Below are 15,896 nucleotides of genomic sequence, written 5' to 3'. Positions count from 1 at the left end.
ACGTGCTGCGTGCACGGCGCCTCGGCGAAGGGATCGTGTCGACCGGGCGCACCAGAACGACAGGCATTTCGACGAGCATCGAAATAGGCAGCGCTGACCTACCCGTGTGCGAGCCTGTGGGAGGTCTGACAAGGGGGAAGCCAGTGCTGCGCATTCACTTCAGCGAGCACGATCTCGCTCTCACGAGCGTTGCTGCCGCGCCCGATCCCATGTGGGAGATCGCCTCCAGCCTCCACCGGTTCCAGACTCGTGGGGGCCGCTGGCTGCACGAGAGGTGGTACGAGGATGCGTTGCGCAACCTGCGCGACACCGGCCTCGGACGCGCGGTTCGTTCGATGCTGCTGCCGTTGTTTCCGCTCGCCCGCTACTACCCCGACTTCCTCACGCCGGGAAGCGCGGCGGAGGGTCTCGATGCCGGGCTGGACGCGATCCTCGAATCGCCCGAGCATCGCGTCGCCGAGCAGATCGCGCGGGTGGATCCGAGCCGGGGCGCCGGTTCACCGCTGAGCACGCTGGCCGAGCCCCGTTCGCGCTCGACCCTGACCGATGCCCTGCGTGCCTACCACGCCACGGTGATCTCGCCGGTCACCGGTCAGATGGAGAGCCTGTTCGAGAGCGAGCGAGCACTGCGCGCCCGGCAGCTGCTGGACGGGGGTGTGGACGGACTGCTCCGGGGCCTCGGTCCGTCATTCGTCTGGCATGCACCGGTGCTCGGTGTGGTCGACCACGTGGACGACCGCGACGTCTACCTCGAGGGTCGCGGGCTCCGCCTCGTCCCTTCGTACTTCTGCTGGCGGCAACCGGTCACCCTCAGGGATCCCCACCTGCCGCAGGTCCTCGTCTACCCCGTGTCGCGAACCGCCGCGGACCTCGTCGCCGTGTCCCCTGAGCGGGCCCTCGCCGCCCTCATCGGAGGCAGTCGCGCGACGGCGCTCGCCGCCTGTGCTGTCGGTGCCACCACCTCCGAGCTTGCCGCTCGGGTGGGCGTGTCGGCCGCGACCGTCAGCTATCACACCCGCACCTTGCGCGAGGCCGGGCTGATCACCAGCCGCCGCGACGGCGACTCGGTGCTGCACACCCTGACCCGACTCGGCGGGGACCTTCTGCGCGAGACCTCGTGAGAGGTCTGGCCAGCGCTAGCCGGCCGCCGTGTGCTGCTCGGGGATCCGCCGGGTGGTGACGATGTGCTCGGCAACCGCGAGGAGCCGGGTGTTCGTGATGCTGGAGACTCGCTGCAGGAATCGGAACGCTCGCGAGTCGTCGAGCCCGTACCTCTCCATGACGATGCCCATCGCCTGGCCGATGACCGTGCGGCTGTTCACCGACCGTCCGAGGTTGTCGATCTGGCGGGAGGAGGCGAGGGCGACGGCGATGTGGGCGGCCATGGCCAGGCCCACGATCTGGTCATGGCCGTCGAACGCGTCGGCGCGCTCGGCATACATGTTGAGCGCGCCGTAGTCGGTGGCGGTGGTGAACAGCTGGAAGGAGAGGGCACTTCCGAAGCCCAGGTCACGGTTGACCCGTTGACTCCAGCGCGGCCACCGCGCCTCGTCGGCCAGATTGGGCACGAGCGTGGTCTCGTGGTGGGCGATGGTATCGAGGCACGGCCCCTCACCGGCGTCGTACTGGAGCTGGTCCGCCTCTGCCGCCCGCGACCCGATGGTGTTGAGGGTCTCGATGCGGCCCCCGCGTCGGATCAGGCTGACGGCCGCCTCGTCGCACCCCGAGATGATGTCGACCGCCATCTTGAGAGCATGGTCAAGGGTCTCGCTCTCGTCGCCTTGTTCTTTGAGCGAACGCGCCAGTTCGACGAACCGGTCTTCGGGATCCTGCTGACGTGGCATTCACACATGATAAAGCGAGACGTCGGAGTGGTCAGGCTGGCACACGGCAGCCCCGCCGCGGTGCGACGGGGCCGCTGCGTAGTCCTAGGCCTTGGTCGTGGGCCCGAAGAGCGGGTCGGACGCCTCCGCCATCTCGATCTCCGCGGTGGCCTGGATCAGCGACAGGAGCTCGGGGTCGAGACCGGGCGAGAACTCTTCGAACCGCTCCTCGGCGATCGTCAGAGGGACCCCCATCGGCGCCTGCTCCGTGGCGTCGAGCTGCGTCCCGTCGTTCGACGGTGACATGCCCTGGAAGATGCGTCCGGCCTCCGAGGCACCCTCGAGATCGAACGTGTACTGCTTCGACTGGAGTCCGAGGTCCACCAGCTTCTTGACCTCCGGGTACCTCTCGGCGTTGGTCTTGGGGATCGGGAGGACCGATGCCCAGTTGACGCCGAGCGTCTCGAGAGCGCGCGCATAGGCGTTCTCGTGGGCCTGGTCGCGCACGATCAGGTACGAGATCGTCGAGCGCGCCGTCTTGTTGCTGGTCATCTCGTAGATCCGGCACTTCTGCAGGCGTCCGGTGGACTCGAGCATCAGGTTGTACAGGAGGTCGAGGACGAGGTTGCCCGAGTTGTAGACATAGCTTCCGGACCACGGATTGCCCGCGGCGTCGACCGGCAGGGCGCCCTGAGCGGCCACCAGGTAGTGGTGGATGTTGCTCTCGTGGAGCGCCGTGTCGAGAGGAGTCTTGCCCTTGGCGCCGGGCATGTCGAGCGGGTCGGTCTTCTTCCCGTTGTATCGGGGCGAGCCGTCGAGCAGGCGCGAGATCGTGGTGCCGATCAGCTCGACGTGGCTGATCTCCTCTGTCCCGATCCCCTGGAGGAGGTCCCGGTAGGGCTTCCCGTCCGGGCCGCGGAAGTTCATGCTCTGGAAGAGGTACTGCATCATCGTCCGCATCTCGCCGAACTGGCCGCCGAGCCCTTCTTGCAGCGCGTTGGCCGCTGCGGGGTCCGGCTCGTCCGGGATGATCTCGTTGATGAGTCGCTGAACGTGCAGATACATCGCTGCCTCCTGGCGAGCCCGCGCACCCCCGCTCCATGGATGGAGCGATCTGGTGAGGGCGTGCAAGGCTATGGAGGTACCCCCTACGCGCGTCGTCAACCTTCCTCAGGCTTCGCTTTTCTCGCGGTGACGGCGGCTCGGGCTCAACCTGCGGATCCCGCCGGGGATGGACCCGGCGACCGCGATGGAGAGGGACGCCCGTACGCCGGCCCTAGCGGCTCAGCGTCGCCACGACGTCGATCATGCCGAGCTTGGCCGGGTTGCGCACCAGGTAGATGCGGCTGATCCGACCGCCTTCGACGACGAAGCTGATCGCGGTGTCGAACCCGTCGGCGATGCCGACGACCCGAGCGCCGAGGGTGCCGTTGAACACGGTGGGCACGATCTCGGCCCCTGGTGCCAGACGTCTGAACGGCTTCAGGAGGTTGGCGACCTTCTTGGCGCCGGCCACCGGGTTGACCACGGCCTGAGCGACGCCGCCGCCGTCGGCCACGAGCACGACGTCCGGTGCCAGGGCATCGAGCAGCCCTTGCAGGTCGCCCTCCCACACCGCAGCGAGGAAGCGCTCGACCACCTGCCGTTGCTCGGCACGGCCGACCTCCATCCGGGGCCGCCGCGCTGCGACGTGCTCACGGGCACGGTGCCCGATCTGGCGTACGGCTGCCGGAGTCTTGCCGAGGGTCTCCGCGATCTCCCCGTACGGCGTCTCGAACACCTCGTGAAGCACGAACACCGCGCGCTCGGTCGGCGTCAGCGTCTCCAGGACGGTGAGCATGGCGATCGAGACGCTCTCGGCAAGCGCGACGTCGTCCGCCACGTCCGGCGCCGTGAGCAGCGGCTCGGGGAGCCACTCTCCGACGTACTCCTCACGCCGCCGTGCGTTCGCCCGGAGCCGGTCCAAGGCCTTGCGCGTCACCATCCGTACGAGGAACGGGCGCGGGTGGCGCACGTCCGCGCGGGCGTCGGCGCCGATCGCGTCCCACCGCAGCCAGGTGTCCTGGACGACGTCCTCGGCATCGGCCGCCGAGCCGAGCATCTCGTAGGCGATCGTGAAGAGGAGACCTCGGTTGGCGAGGAACGGGTCGTCGGACACCTTCACGACCCTACGGCCGTCGGTGGGGTTGTGGTCGGCCCTGCGAGAGGAGGGAGTCCGCACGCCGCAGCGAAACCGTCGGACTCGATACCGAGAGCGATGTTGCCTCGTGTCGTGAAGTTGGCGAAGGCGATGATGGCGGTCAGCTCGACGACGGCGGCCTCGCCGAGCTGCGCGACGAGCGACGCCACCATCTCGTCGGTCACCGTCGGCTCCGTCGTCGACATCGCCTCCGCGTACGCCAAGACCTCGCGCTCGAGCGGGGAGAAGACGTCGGACTCGCGCCACCGCGGGATCTCGCGCGCCTTCTCGATGTCGAGGTTCTTGTTGAAGGTCTCGAAGTAGTTGAAGTCCAGGCACCAGCTGCACCCCACCTGGGCGGCCACCGCCATGTGCGCGAACGACTTCAGCTGTTCGTCGCAGGCGTCCCACTTCTCGACCTTGGTACTGGCACCGCTCAGGGCCATCATGACCTTCTGGTTGTGCCAGTACACGCCGACCGACGCCGGCACCTGGCCGAGCTTCTTCTTCGCGAACCGCTTGATGACTGCGCCCTTGATGCCGGTGATCTCGGCGGGGGCGATGCGGGGTGATCCGTTCATGTCGACCTCCTGTGCGAGCGGGTATGACATGGAGACGCACACCGACCCCGGAACGTGACAGCGCACGATGATCCCGCTCGGATCGCACGTGACCTGAACCCGGGACCGATTCGCCGTAAGGTTTCGCCCACACGGCAAGAGGGCAAGACTGAGGTGGTGGAGTCCTCCGTGGCTCCCGGTCTCAGCACATCCGCACTCCGCCGGCGTGGTCGGCGTAGGCAGAAGGAGATCCACATGAGCGAACGCGATCCCGAGACAGAAGGCCCCGCGGACGGTGGCGCCGAGGGTGTCCCCGGTGTGCACGACGGTGGCGCGGACGGTGGTGCCGACAGCGGTGCCGAGGGTCCCGCCGACGGTGGCGCCGAGGGCGTTCCCGGTGTGCACGACGGTGGCGCGGACGGTGGTGCCGACAGCGGTGCCGAGGGTCCCGCCGACGGTGGCGCCGAGGGCGTTCCCGGTGTGCACGACGGTGGGGCAGACGGCAGCGCATGACAGCTGATCGGATCGGGGCGCCCCTCTCCGAGGGGCGCCCCGCTGTCGTTCCTGAGGCGGCGTGGGCGAGCCCGGTGGCACGCCTGCTGGGCAGGCCGCTGGAGGAGTTCGCGTCGACCTACTGGGGCCGTGAACCGCTCCTGGCGACGGCCGCCGAACGCGACGGCGGGTTCGAGGACCTGCTCGACGAGGACGCGGTCGACGCGCTCCTCTCCGAGCACGGTCTGCGTACGCCGTTCCTCCGGGTGGCGCGCGACGGGACGACGCTGCCGAACCGCGACTTCACCGCCGGGGCCGGCGTCGGTGCGGGCATCACCGACCAGGTCGACGACTCCCGCCTGAGCACGCTCTTCGGCGACGGCGCGACGTTGGTGCTCCAGGGGCTGCACCGCACGTGGCCGCCGCTCGTACGCTTCGTCGCAGATCTGGCCGAGGAGCTCGGCCACCCCGTGCAGGCCAATGCATACGTCACCCCGCCGCAGGCGCAGGGGTTCGACGACCACTATGACGTTCACGACGTGTTCGTGCTGCAGGTCAGCGGTGAGAAGGAGTGGCGTATCCGCCCTCCGGTCCTCGAGGCGCCGCTGCGTGATCAGCCGTGGACGGAGCGCCGCGCCGCGGTTGCGCACGCCGCGCAGGAGCCGCCGCTGATCCGTACGGTCCTGCGGCCCGGCGACTGCCTCTATCTGCCCCGCGGATATCTGCACGCGGCCACCGCGCTCGGAGACGTCAGCACGCACCTCACGCTCGGCGTCCATGCCTGGACCCGGCACGCGCTCGCCGGTGAGGTCCTCCAATCGGTGCTCCGGTCGCTCACCGACGACCCCGCGATCCGCGCGTCCCTCGACGTCGGCGTCGATCTCGGGGACGAGCAGGCGATCGGTGACGATCTCGACCTCGTACGCGACCGACTGGCCTCGGCGATCGCAGACCTCGACCGTGCCGCCGTCGCTCGTCGGCTCGAGGGTGCCTCGCGTCGCGCTGGCAGGCCCGCGCCCGTCGGCCCCGTCGCGCAGCTGCGAGCCTCGCAGCAGCTTCAGCCGGACGACGTGGCGACGTTGCGTGAGCACCTGCACGGAGAGCTGCGCCTGCGCGACAACGGTGGCGCCGATCTTGTGAGCCGTGCGGGGACGGTCCGGCTCGATGCCGCGGACCTTCCTGCGGTCCGCGAGCTGCTGGTCTCGCGGGAGATCCCGGTCGGGACGCTCGGGATCGACCTCGCGCGCCGTCTGCTGGCACGGGCAGTCGTGGTCCGTGGCCGCTGATCCCGTGCCGACCGAGGCGCCGGCCGCCGAGCCGTTCCGTTGTGCGACGGCGGCGCGGCGACGTGAGGACCCGCTCGCGGCCACCGCGACTCCCGCGCGCCGCTGGCTCCTCGTCGAGCACCCCGGGCCGTGGCCGTTCAACGCCTTCGCGTCCGACGCGATCGAGCCGCACGTCCTGGCGGAGCTGGCTGCCGCGATCCGTCCCGCGCGGTCACGGCTGCTGATGATCCGCAGACCGGGACGTCAGGTGGTCGGTGCCGAGCGGCGCTGGGCCGTCCTGGACACCGAGCCGGGGCGCGAGCAGGTGTGGGGCACGTGGCGGGACAGCGCGGACCTCCGTGACGCCGCCGCCATCGTCGGCGAGCCGCTCCCGGAGGCGACGGGGCCGACGCCGACGACCCTCTTGGTGTGCACCCACGGCAGGCACGACGTCTGCTGCGCGGTCCGCGGTCGCCCCGTCGCGGCGGCTCTCGCCGAGCGCTGGCCCGAGGAGACGTGGGAGTGCTCGCACATCGGCGGCGACCGCTTCGCCGCCAACGTGATCGTGCTGCCCGGCGGCACGACGTACGGCAACCTCGATGCCGACAACGCCGTCGACATCGTCTCGTCCCACCTCACGGGCGCAGTCGTCCCGGCGTACCTGCGCGGTGTGGCGTCAGCGCCGCCGTACGGCCAGGCAGCGGTCATCGCGGCGTACGAGCGGTACGGGCCGTTGCCCGCCGAGGCGGTGCGCTTCGTCGACGGTCGTCAGGTCGGAGAGGGCCGGTGGATCGCCGACCTCGAGGTCGGCCAGGCGGGTCGAGCGGTGGCCCACGTGGTGGCCGAGGTCGAGGCGAGCGAACGACCTCCGACCCTCCTCACGTGCGCCGCGCACATGGAGACGTCGGCGAGGGCGTACACGGTGACGCGGATGGGCGAGGCCTAGGCGGACGCACAGCGCCGCTGTTTTTCGCCTTCCCAACCCGCCTCGCGCGGGTCTAGGGTGCGTGTGACCCTCGTCACAGGTCGGGAACCCGGAGGCTCACATGTCCGCTCGGTCCACATCCACCACTCGCCATGTCCGGACACCGCTCCGGCTGCTGGCGATCGGGCTGTCGCTGGCGCTGGTCGCCGCGTTCGGGCCACCTGCGGCCACGGCGAGCGGACCGGGACACTCCGGTGACGCGCCCTACCGTGGCAAGGTGATCTCGCAGCTGCGACACATGACACTGGAGCAGAAGGTCGGTCAGCTCTTCGTCATCGAGGTGGCCGGGCGCGACGCCGACAACCCGAGCGATGCCGCCAAGGCGATCAACCGGCGGATGTACGGCGTGGACACCCCCGCCCAGGCTGTCGCGAAGTACCAGCCCGGCGGCGTCATCTACTACACGACACGCAACAACGACGAGAACATCGGCGACCCTGCGCAGGTCGCGACGTTGTCCAACGGCCTTCAGCGTGCCGCGTTGTCCCTGCCGTCCCGCATCCCGCTGCAGATCTCGGTCGACCAGGAGGGCGGTGCACTCGTCGCCCGCTTCGGGCCTCCCGCGACCCAGATGCCCGGCAACATGGCGCTCGGTGCAGGCCGGTCGACACGAGATGCTCGACGCTCGGCCGAGGTCATCGGCACCGAGCTCGATGCCGTCGGGGTCACTCAGGACTACGCTCCCGTCGCCGACGTCAACGTCAACCCCAACAACCCGGTCATCGGGATCCGGTCGATCGGGTCCGACCCGGGGCTGGTCTCGCGTCTGGTCGCCGCCCAGGTCCGCGGCTACCGTGCCGGCGGGGTCTCCGCCGTCGCCAAGCACTTCCCGGGGCACGGCGACACCGCCAAGGACAGCCACTTCGGTCTCCCCGAGGTGACGCACGACCGAGCCGAGCTGGAAGCGATCGACCTCCCGCCGTTCCGGGCCGCGATCGACGCCGGGATCGAGTCGATCATGACGGCGCACATCGTCCTGCCGGCGATCGACCCCGGTGTGCCGGCGACCATGTCGCACAAGATCCTGACCGGTCTGCTGCGCGAGGAGCTCGGGTTCGAGGGCCTCATCGTCACCGACGCGCTGGACATGCAGGGCGCCACCGCGACCTACCCGCCGGACGTCGCGCCCGTCCGCGCCTTCCTCGCGGGAGCCGACCAGCTGCTCGTGCCGCCGCAGATGGACACCGCCTACAACGCCGTGCTCGACGCCGTCCGCAGCGGCGAGATCAGCAAGCAGCGTCTCGACGAGTCGGTCTACCGCATCCTGCTGCACAAGCACCGCCGCGGGATCTTCGGTGACCCCTACGTCGACCCGGTGGCGGCCACCCACGTCGTCGGAGCCCCCGAGCACGTGGCCGACGCCCAGGCCATCACCGACCGGACGACCACCCTGGTCAAGAACGACGACGCGCTCCTGCCGCTCACGGCCGGACCTCGTCGGGTGCTCGTCACCGGTTGGGGCGTGGGGACGACGCAGACGATCGCGAGCACGATGGCGGCGCGGGGGGCGACGACCCAGGTGCTCGAGTCCGGCACGACACCGTCGGCGACTGCGATCGCCAACGCCGTGACAGCAGCGCGAGCGTCCGACCTCGTGGTGGTGACGACCAACAACGCCTACGGCTTCAACCCGGACACCGGCCAGCCGACCGCGGCCGCGGTGGCGCAGACCGCGCTGGTCCGGGCGCTGCTGGCGACGGGGACGCCGGTCGTGGCCGTGGCGGTCCGCAACCCGTACGACGTCGCGTCGTTCCCCGCGGCGCCCACCGTGCTGGACACGTACGGGTACACCGCGCACCAGATGGACTCACTGGTCCGCGTCATGTTCGGCGAGCTCGAACCCACCGGGAAGCTTCCGGTCTCGATCCCGCGGGCGGACGGCACGGGCGACCTGTTCCCGTTCGGGCACGGGCTGGGCTACTGACGGGAGCGTCTGCGGCTATCGGTCCGTGTGAGGCTGTCCCCGCAGGAGGGGCAGCCGGACCGTGACGCACAGCCCACCGGCAGGCCGAGGGGCGAGGGTCAGAGTGCCAGCGTGCGCGCGGGCGATGTGCTGGACGATCGCCAGGCCGAGGCCGACCCCGGAGTGGTCGGCGTGGATGCGATCGGTGCCGCGCCGGAACGGCTCGGCCAGTGTCGCGACGAGCTGCGGGCTGAGCAGCTCGCCGGTGTTCTCCACGGTGAGCAGCACGCTGGCGGGCTCGACTCCCGTGGTCACCTGCACGTGGCCGTGCGCCGGCAGGTTGTGGACGATCGCGTTGTGGATGAGGTTGGTGGTCAACTGCAGCAACAGCGTGGGCGAGCCGCTGGTCGTCGCGACGTCACCGGAGGTCTGGATGCTGACGCCGCGCCGTTCCGCGAGCGGGAGCAGGGTCTCGGTGGCCTCTTCGGCGAGCAGCGACAGGTCGACAGGCTCGTGGGTGAAGGAGCCCTGGTCTGTGCGGCTGAGCAGGAGCAGGGCTTGGGTGAGCTCGATCGCCCGGGTGTTGACTGCCGAGAGACGTTCCACGAGCTCCCCCGTGTCGCGGCTCGGGTCCTTCCGAGCGAGATCGAGGAGCGTCTGCGTCACCGCCAGCGGCGTACGCAGCTCGTGCGAGGCGTTGGCCGCGAACCGCTGCTGCTCGGCGACGTGCGCCTCGAGTCGTCCCAGCATGGTGTCGAAGGCGTCGGCGAGCTCACGGAACTCGTCGTGTCGACCGTCGAGGTCGATCCGGTGCGAGAGCTCGCCGGTCGCCGCCCGACGCGTGGCAAGGGTGATGCGGGTCAGTGGAGCGAGCATCCGACCGGCGAGGAACCAGCCTCCGGCGAGACCGACCAGGAGCAGGACCGCCAGTGCTTGAGCAGCTCTCGGTGCGAAGGCTTCCAGCAGGTCGGAACGTGTGGGGGTGAAGGGGCCGGGGCCGAGGTTCGCATGGTCGGGCACATAGCGCAGGAGGAACACCCAGACCGTGGCGAGGAGCAGGGCACCGGCGACCATCAAGAAGCCGGCATAGCTGAGGGTGAGCTTGAGCCGCACGCTCATCCCGGGCGCCCTAGCCACCGCGTGCTCCCTCGCGCCCCACGTGCGTCTGCGTGTCGAGGCGATACCCGACGCCGGGAACCGTGGCGATCAGCCCGGGTTCCCCGAGTCGCTTGCGGAGGCCGGAGACGGTGATGCGTACGGCGTTGGTGAACGGGTTCGCGTTCTCGTCCCACGCCCGCTCGAGAAGCTGCTCCGCGCTGATGACGCCACCCTCGGCAAGGACGAGGATCTCGAGGACGGCGAACTGCTTGCGGGTGAGCGGGACGTAGCGGCCGTCTCGATAGACCTCGCGGCGGAACGGGTCGAGTCGCAGGCCGGCCACCTCGTGCACGGGCGGTCTGCTGTGCGCGCGGCGACGATCGAGCGCCCGCAACCGCAGCACCAGCTCCCTCAGCTCGAACGGCTTGGTGAGGTAGTCGTCGACACCCAGCTCGAACCCTGACGCCTTGTCGTCGAGGCGGTCGGCGGCGGTGAGCATGAGGATCGGTGTCCCGGCCCCGGAGTCGACGATGCGCCGGGCGATCTCGTCTCCGGACGGGCCGGGGATGTCACGGTCCAGCACGGCGATGTCGTAGGCGTTGACGCTGAGCAGCTCCAGAGCGGTGTCACCGTCGCCCGCGATGTCGGCGGCGATCGCCTCCAGCCGGAGGGCGTCGCGGACCGCCTCCGCCAGGAACGGCTCGTCCTCGACGACCAGTACGCGCATCCTCCGATGGTAGGGAGTGGGCACCTATCGCCGCCGTATCGAAATCTGCGTACGCCCTGACAACACGCCCTTTCCTTGACTGGCGGCATGTCCCGTACCCAGGAACCGCGAGCGGCAGCGCGCCGCACCCGATCGATCCTCCTCACGGTCACGGTCGCGGCCGCGGCTGCCGCCACCGCCGCGCTGTGGGTGACCGTTCTCGGCATCCCGCAGACCGGCGTTCCCGCGGAGACCCGTGCCGTCGGCGCGAGCGGCAGGATCGCCGAGGGCGCGTCCGTCCTCGCCGAGATCCCTGCGGTGACGAACCTCGACCCAAGGCTCCGTACGGCGCTTCGCCGGGCGGCGACCGATGCGGCCGACGACGGTGTCGAGCTCGCCGTCAACAGTGGATGGCGCTCGTCCGACTACCAGGAGCAGCTCTTCCGAGAGGCCGCGGAGAAGTACGGCTCGGACGAGGAGGCCAGGCGGTGGGTCGCCCGGCCCGGGGCCTCGGTGCACGAGGCCGGGGACGCTGTCGACATCGGTCCGTCGACGGCCACGGCATGGCTGGCCGAGCACGGCGCCTCCTTCGGGCTCTGCCGGATCTACGACAACGAGCCGTGGCACTATGAGCTGCGAACCGACGCCGTGGCTCATGGTTGCCCACCGACCTACGCCGACCCGACCGACGACCCGAGGATGCAGCGGTGATCATCGACCGGTACGGCGGCATCGGCCTCGTCATGCTGGCTCTTCTGCCGGCGGCAGCAGTGGTCGCGTGGGCGCTGGCACGCGTACGCCGTCGCGCAGGGAGCCCGACGAGATCGGCGTGGCGGGTGTCGCTCACCGAGGTCGGCATCGTGTACGGGACGGCACCGTGGGTCTGGCTCACCATGGAGCCGGGCAACCCCGCTGAGACCGGCACGGTGAGCCTGGTGCCGCTCCGGGACGTCGTCACCATGCCGCCGTACCAGGTCGTCGGGAACCTGTTGGTGTTCGCGGTGCTCGGCCTCCTGATCCCCGTGAGGTTCCGGGCACTCGCCTCGGTCCCGCGGGTCATGGTCGTCGCGGCCTTCTGCTCGCTGCTGATCGAGGTCACGCAGTACGTCGTCCAGCTGGGGCGCGTGGCCTCGGTCGACGACATCCTGCTCAACAGCGTCGGCGCAGGTCTCGCCGCTCTCGTCTCGCGCCCGTGGTGGCGCCGGTCGCGAGGGGCCGGCACGGCGTCGCGGCGGGAGCAGCCACGCGCGATCGCGTGAGCGCCACGACCATCAGGACCGACATCATTCCTCCGAAGATGCCGAACGCGCCCGCGAGCGACACACCACCTGCCACCGCGCCGAAGGTGGCCATCGCCGCCGGCATGAGGCAGTCGTCGCCGAGGCGCTGGATGGAGCCGAGGCGACCGAGGAACTGGGGCGCGACGCTCCGGACGAAGACGGCATAGAGCAGCGCTGAGGCGGCTCCTGCAGTGAGACCGATGATCACGCACGACGTGGCCGTGACGAGGACCGTGGGTGTCGCGAGGAGGACGATCGCGAGCCCCTGCACGACGAGCAGCGTGAATGCCAGTGGGGCGGGCCGGTGGGGTTGCCAGCGGATCATGACGGCTCCGCCCACGAGTGCGCCACACGCGACCAGGGCCTGGAGCACGCCCAGCGTCCCCGCGCCCCACTCCGCGTCGCGCACGCGGAGGGCGAGACCGAGCCCGAGCGCCGGCCCGACGGCGAGATTGAGGCCCGAGAGGGTGATCACGAGCGTCCTCGTCGTCCGGGTGGTCCTCAGGTGCCCGAACCCCTCCCCGATGGCGCGCAGCACCGGGGCCGGATCCATCCGGGGCATGGGGAACCGGAGGCGGAGCGCCACCGCCAGATAGCCGAGAACCCCGAGGTAGGTGATCGCGTTGAGCGCGGCACTGACCGTCAGCCCTCCGAAGGCGACCAGTCCACCGCCGATCGCGGCGCCCGTCATGGCGCCGAGACGTGCGGAGGTCTGGCTCGCCCCTCCGTACGCGGACAGGTCGTCCTCTCGCACGAGGTGACGACCGAGGGTGACGGCGGCCGGCTCGAAAATCGCGTCGCAGAGTCCGAAGCCGATCGCGGCGACGGCGAGCAGGGCGATCGACTCTCCTGCCAGGACCGCGACCGCGATGGTGCCGAGGAGGACGAGCACACGAGCCGCGGTCGTCATGGTGAGGATCCGGCGTACGTCGAAGCGGTCGGCGACCGCCCCGCCGACCAGGAGGGCGGCGGCCCGGGGGAGCGTGCCGGCGGCAACGACCAGGCCGGCGACAGCGGGACTCGCGAGCTGCACCGCCGTCCACGCGAGAGCGATGATCCATGCGGCGTCGCCGGCGTCCGAGACACCCTTGACCACGAACCACCCGTGGACCATCCGATCTCGGGCGAAGGGCGGCACGGTCGACGTCGTCGTCACGGCGCGCTGGGGAAGCCGTGGGTGAAGACGAAGACCGGCTCTCGACCTTCGCCGTCGTCGACGTCGATCGCGCCGCGCCACTCGCGCCAGGTCCGGACGAGGGCCTGGTGGAGCGCGTCCAGCTCCGCGGGTGTGGCGGAGGCGATCAACCCGCTGTTGAACGCGGCACGACGCCACTCTTCGCCCGCACCGTCAGACGCCCGCTTCCACGCTGCGAGCTTGGCGAGCTGGTGGTCGATGTTGACCCGCTCCGCGGCCTTCGCCTCCATCCGCGCAGCAGGGTCGGTGTTGAAGTCGTCGACCGACCAGGAGATCGAGCTCTGCACCAGTCGCCACCAGCTCGTCCGGGCGTCGGTTGCCAGCTCCGTCGCCTGGGAGACGACTCCGGCGCGTTCCAGCATCCGGAGGTGGTGGCTGATGCTTCCGACCTGCTGGTCGAGCGCGCGGGCCAGCGTGCTCACCTGGCACGGCCCGTGCAGATAGAGGTACTCGATCATCCGTCGCCGGGTCGGCTGCATCACGGCGCGCAGTGTCTCGATGGACGTCATGTCGCGACGCTAAGTTCGGTGGAGCAGTTGGACAACAGTTCTTGTACATCTCCGCCGAGCCGCTGCGGGCGCTACTGCCAGGTGATGCTCACGGTCTCAAAACCTGCCGCTGCGAGGAACGTACGGAGCCACTGCTCGGTGTTCGCGCGCGCACGGTCGACCAGCTCGGACTCGTCGGCTGCCTTGTCGATCCGGGCCTTCGCGGTCCGGAAGACCGGACTGTCGTCGGTCGGGTTCTCGGCGAAGAAGTCCTCGACGCGGTCGGCGACGCCCCGCTGGCGCGAGACGATCCGTACCGACTGCTCGTCGATCTCGGCGCCGCTCAGCGTCGGCTGCGGGAGGGTGATCCTGATCGTGCTGGAGTCCTCCTCGACCGCGACGGAGTCCGCGTCGAGGCGGCTGAAGTCGACGGTGGCACCCACCGAGCCGGTCACGATGGCGACGACGCGTTGGCCCGAGACGAAGCCGGGGACGAACTTCGTGTCGTTCTCGATGTCCACGTCCTGGGTGAAGTTGCCCTCGGCCGCGGTGAACTCCTCGAGCGTACGGATCCGTTCGAGCATCGTCGGCCCCGAGCGATCGACCGTCTCGGAGCCGAAGGGGTTGAAGCCGTCAAAGATGTTGAGGCGATCGATCGCCATCACAGCAGCGATGGTGAGCAACGACGACGCGATCACCAGAGCGATCACGGTCTTGAACGCGGTCACACCGCTGCGCTGGAAGGCCACGGGCGTCAACATAGTGGCTCGACACGCGTCTGTGGTCCGGCCAGGGCCGCCGACTCGGCGCCTTCGGGCTCCGGTGCTCTGCCATAGTGCGGGGATGACTTCCTGGGTGCGCACCGCCGTCTCGTCAGTCCGGCAGGCGTACCGCGCGAGTGGTGCCGACCGACCGTTCGGCGACCCGCTGCCCGCGCACGGGGTCGCGATGGAGGGCTACTTCTGGCGGTTCACCGACCCCGCGTCGGGTCGCGTCGTGATCGCGCTCGACGGGGTGAACCAGGCCGCCGACGGGACGTGGTCGACGCTGGGACTCGCGGCTCACCCGGGCGGCTTCCTCCGCACCACGGCGCACCCGGCGGGCTCTGCCGCCGCGGACGGGCTGGGAGTGCTGTCGGGAGAGGCCTTCCACGGCACACCGGACAGCCTGCGGGTCGATCTCGGCCCGGACGCGCGGCTCGACGTCAGGGTCACGACCCCGGTGCCGTGGCCGCGTCGGAGCGTGGGTGGATCGAGTGTGTTCCAGGCCGTGCCTGGTCTCAACCAGTACTGGCACCCGTGGCTTCTCGGCGGGTCTGCGTACGGCCAGGCCGTCGTCGGGACGGAGACCTGGGACCTCGACGGGTGGTCGGTGTACGCCGAGAAGAACTGGGGCAAGGGCGGGTTCCCCGACTCCTGGTGGTGGGGGCAGGCCCAAGGGTTCGCCGAGCGGTCGGTGTGCGTCGCCTTCGCCGGCGGAGAGGTGACTGCCGGCCCGATCCGGACCACGGTGACCGCCGTCGTCGTGCTCCTGCCCGACGGCCGGTTGGTCCGGCTGGGCGACCCGGTCGTGTCGCCGGTCCGTGCGGAGGTGAGTGACGAGCGTTGGACGCTGCGCGGGCGCAGTGCCCAGTGGCAGGTCGAGATCGAGGGCTCGGGCAATCTGGCGAGCGCGCACGTGCTTCCCGTTCCCCTCCCTGCGCAGCGGCGCAACGTGCCGGGTGCGATCGAGCATCTCGGCGCCACCATGCAGGTGACGGTGCGTCGCCGGGGACGGCGTGTCTGGGAAGGCGAGTCCCACCTCGCCGCACTCGAGCACGGCGGTATCGACCGGGCGCGCGCCGAGGTCGTACGCCGTGGCGGCGGGCCGGACGCCGTGGATGCCCCGCCGTTGTCGTAGCCGAGGCCTGACACCGGCGCGGC

General features: G+C 70.3%; 17 protein-coding genes. 8 read left to right on the top strand and 9 right to left on the bottom strand.

The features are described 5' to 3' along the window. The first annotated feature begins 143 nt into the window (after positions 1–143). Positions 144–1,121: a helix-turn-helix transcriptional regulator gene (locus KV097_RS07445; RefSeq protein WP_220365512.1), complete on the top strand. Its 978-nt coding sequence runs from the start codon at positions 144–146 to the stop codon at positions 1,119–1,121. 15 nt (positions 1,122–1,136) lie between these two features. Here KV097_RS07445 and KV097_RS07440 read toward each other — a convergent pair whose 3' ends face one another. The 4 genes from KV097_RS07440 to KV097_RS07425 form a co-directional block, all read right to left on the bottom strand. Next, positions 1,137–1,844 carry a GAF and ANTAR domain-containing protein gene (locus KV097_RS07440; RefSeq protein ID WP_220341056.1) on the bottom strand — a complete coding sequence of 236 codons (708 nt, stop codon included), beginning with the start codon at positions 1,842–1,844 and terminating at the stop codon, positions 1,137–1,139. Positions 1,845–1,928: 84 nt separating this feature from the next. Continuing rightward, a complete protein-coding gene (locus KV097_RS07435; protein WP_220341057.1) occupies positions 1,929–2,888 on the bottom strand; it encodes a manganese catalase family protein in 960 nt (319 codons plus the stop codon). Positions 2,889–3,099: 211 nt separating this feature from the next. Then, a complete protein-coding gene (locus tag KV097_RS07430; RefSeq protein ID WP_220365511.1) occupies positions 3,100–3,981 on the bottom strand; it encodes an RNA polymerase sigma-70 factor in 882 nt (293 codons plus the stop codon). A gap of 2 nt (positions 3,982–3,983) precedes the next feature. Next, positions 3,984–4,583, bottom strand: a complete 600-nt coding sequence (locus KV097_RS07425) for a carboxymuconolactone decarboxylase family protein (RefSeq protein WP_220341059.1) — start codon at positions 4,581–4,583, stop codon at positions 3,984–3,986. A 234-nt stretch (positions 4,584–4,817) separates the two neighbouring features. Between KV097_RS07425 and KV097_RS07420 the strand changes: the two genes are divergently transcribed. From KV097_RS07420 to KV097_RS07405, 4 genes are all read left to right on the top strand, one after another. Then, positions 4,818–5,075 carry a hypothetical protein gene (locus KV097_RS07420; protein ID WP_255559275.1) on the top strand — a complete coding sequence of 86 codons (258 nt, stop codon included), beginning with the start codon at positions 4,818–4,820 and terminating at the stop codon, positions 5,073–5,075. Continuing rightward, positions 5,072–6,340: a cupin domain-containing protein gene (locus KV097_RS07415; RefSeq protein ID WP_220365510.1), complete on the top strand. Its 1,269-nt coding sequence runs from the start codon at positions 5,072–5,074 to the stop codon at positions 6,338–6,340. The genes KV097_RS07420 and KV097_RS07415 overlap by 4 nt, the downstream gene beginning before the upstream one ends. Beyond that, entirely contained in the window at positions 6,330–7,265 is a 936-nt protein-coding gene (locus KV097_RS07410; protein ID WP_220365509.1) for a sucrase ferredoxin, read from the top strand. The genes KV097_RS07415 and KV097_RS07410 overlap by 11 nt, the downstream gene beginning before the upstream one ends. Before the next feature lie 100 nt (positions 7,266–7,365). Continuing rightward, positions 7,366–9,228 carry a glycoside hydrolase family 3 protein gene (locus KV097_RS07405; RefSeq protein ID WP_220365508.1) on the top strand — a complete coding sequence of 621 codons (1,863 nt, stop codon included), beginning with the start codon at positions 7,366–7,368 and terminating at the stop codon, positions 9,226–9,228. Positions 9,229–9,243: 15 nt separating this feature from the next. On the opposite strand, the gene KV097_RS07400 is transcribed toward KV097_RS07405, so the two are convergent. Then, entirely contained in the window at positions 9,244–10,326 is a 1,083-nt protein-coding gene (locus KV097_RS07400) for a HAMP domain-containing sensor histidine kinase (protein WP_255559274.1), read from the bottom strand. A 10-nt stretch (positions 10,327–10,336) separates the two neighbouring features. Further along, a complete protein-coding gene (locus KV097_RS07395) occupies positions 10,337–11,032 on the bottom strand; it encodes a response regulator transcription factor (protein ID WP_220341064.1) in 696 nt (231 codons plus the stop codon). 87 nt (positions 11,033–11,119) lie between these two features. Between KV097_RS07395 and KV097_RS07390 the strand changes: the two genes are divergently transcribed. Both KV097_RS07390 and KV097_RS07385 read left to right on the top strand, forming a co-directional pair. Continuing rightward, entirely contained in the window at positions 11,120–11,722 is a 603-nt protein-coding gene (locus KV097_RS07390) for a M15 family metallopeptidase (RefSeq protein WP_220365506.1), read from the top strand. Then, complete coding sequence (locus KV097_RS07385) at positions 11,719–12,270, top strand: VanZ family protein (protein WP_308289365.1); 552 nt, start codon at positions 11,719–11,721, stop codon at positions 12,268–12,270. Before KV097_RS07390 ends, KV097_RS07385 begins: the two co-directional genes overlap by 4 nt. On the opposite strand, the gene KV097_RS07380 is transcribed toward KV097_RS07385, so the two are convergent. The 3 genes from KV097_RS07380 to KV097_RS07370 form a co-directional block, all read right to left on the bottom strand. After that, entirely contained in the window at positions 12,161–13,447 is a 1,287-nt protein-coding gene (locus KV097_RS07380) for an MFS transporter (protein ID WP_220346781.1), read from the bottom strand. The two genes, KV097_RS07385 and KV097_RS07380, sit on opposite strands and share 110 nt — an antisense overlap. After that, entirely contained in the window at positions 13,444–13,995 is a 552-nt protein-coding gene (locus KV097_RS07375; RefSeq protein ID WP_220365505.1) for a helix-turn-helix transcriptional regulator, read from the bottom strand. The genes KV097_RS07380 and KV097_RS07375 overlap by 4 nt, the downstream gene beginning before the upstream one ends. A gap of 71 nt (positions 13,996–14,066) precedes the next feature. After that, positions 14,067–14,723: a DUF4230 domain-containing protein gene (locus tag KV097_RS07370; protein ID WP_220341067.1), complete on the bottom strand. Its 657-nt coding sequence runs from the start codon at positions 14,721–14,723 to the stop codon at positions 14,067–14,069. 94 nt (positions 14,724–14,817) lie between these two features. Between KV097_RS07370 and KV097_RS07365 the strand changes: the two genes are divergently transcribed. After that, complete coding sequence (locus KV097_RS07365) at positions 14,818–15,873, top strand: tocopherol cyclase family protein (RefSeq protein ID WP_220365504.1); 1,056 nt, start codon at positions 14,818–14,820, stop codon at positions 15,871–15,873. Positions 15,874–15,896 lie beyond the last annotated feature (23 nt).

Source organism: Mumia sp. zg.B17 (assembly GCF_019550915.1).
In the GTDB taxonomy this organism is placed as follows: domain Bacteria; phylum Actinomycetota; class Actinomycetes; order Propionibacteriales; family Nocardioidaceae; genus Mumia.
This window is presented reverse-complemented; position numbering and strand designations above follow the sequence as displayed.

Excerpts from the sequence above, each read along its gene's own strand:
- KV097_RS07440 (WP_220341056.1), bottom strand. The coding sequence starts at position 1,844 with ATGCCACGTCAGCAGGATCCCGAAGACCGGTTCGTCGAACTGGCGCGT.
- KV097_RS07435 (WP_220341057.1), bottom strand. The coding sequence starts at position 2,888 with ATGTATCTGCACGTTCAGCGACTCATCAACGAGATCATCCCGGACGAG.
- KV097_RS07425 (WP_220341059.1), bottom strand. The coding sequence starts at position 4,583 with ATGAACGGATCACCCCGCATCGCCCCCGCCGAGATCACCGGCATCAAG.
- KV097_RS07420 (WP_255559275.1), top strand. The coding sequence starts at position 4,818 with ATGAGCGAACGCGATCCCGAGACAGAAGGCCCCGCGGACGGTGGCGCC.
- KV097_RS07415 (WP_220365510.1), top strand. The coding sequence starts at position 5,072 with ATGACAGCTGATCGGATCGGGGCGCCCCTCTCCGAGGGGCGCCCCGCT.
- KV097_RS07405 (WP_220365508.1), top strand. The coding sequence starts at position 7,366 with ATGTCCGCTCGGTCCACATCCACCACTCGCCATGTCCGGACACCGCTC.
- KV097_RS07400 (WP_255559274.1), bottom strand. The coding sequence starts at position 10,326 with ATGAGCGTGCGGCTCAAGCTCACCCTCAGCTATGCCGGCTTCTTGATG.
- KV097_RS07395 (WP_220341064.1), bottom strand. The coding sequence starts at position 11,032 with ATGCGCGTACTGGTCGTCGAGGACGAGCCGTTCCTGGCGGAGGCGGTC.
- KV097_RS07390 (WP_220365506.1), top strand. The coding sequence starts at position 11,120 with ATGTCCCGTACCCAGGAACCGCGAGCGGCAGCGCGCCGCACCCGATCG.
- KV097_RS07375 (WP_220365505.1), bottom strand. The coding sequence starts at position 13,995 with ATGACGTCCATCGAGACACTGCGCGCCGTGATGCAGCCGACCCGGCGA.
- KV097_RS07365 (WP_220365504.1), top strand. The coding sequence starts at position 14,818 with ATGACTTCCTGGGTGCGCACCGCCGTCTCGTCAGTCCGGCAGGCGTAC.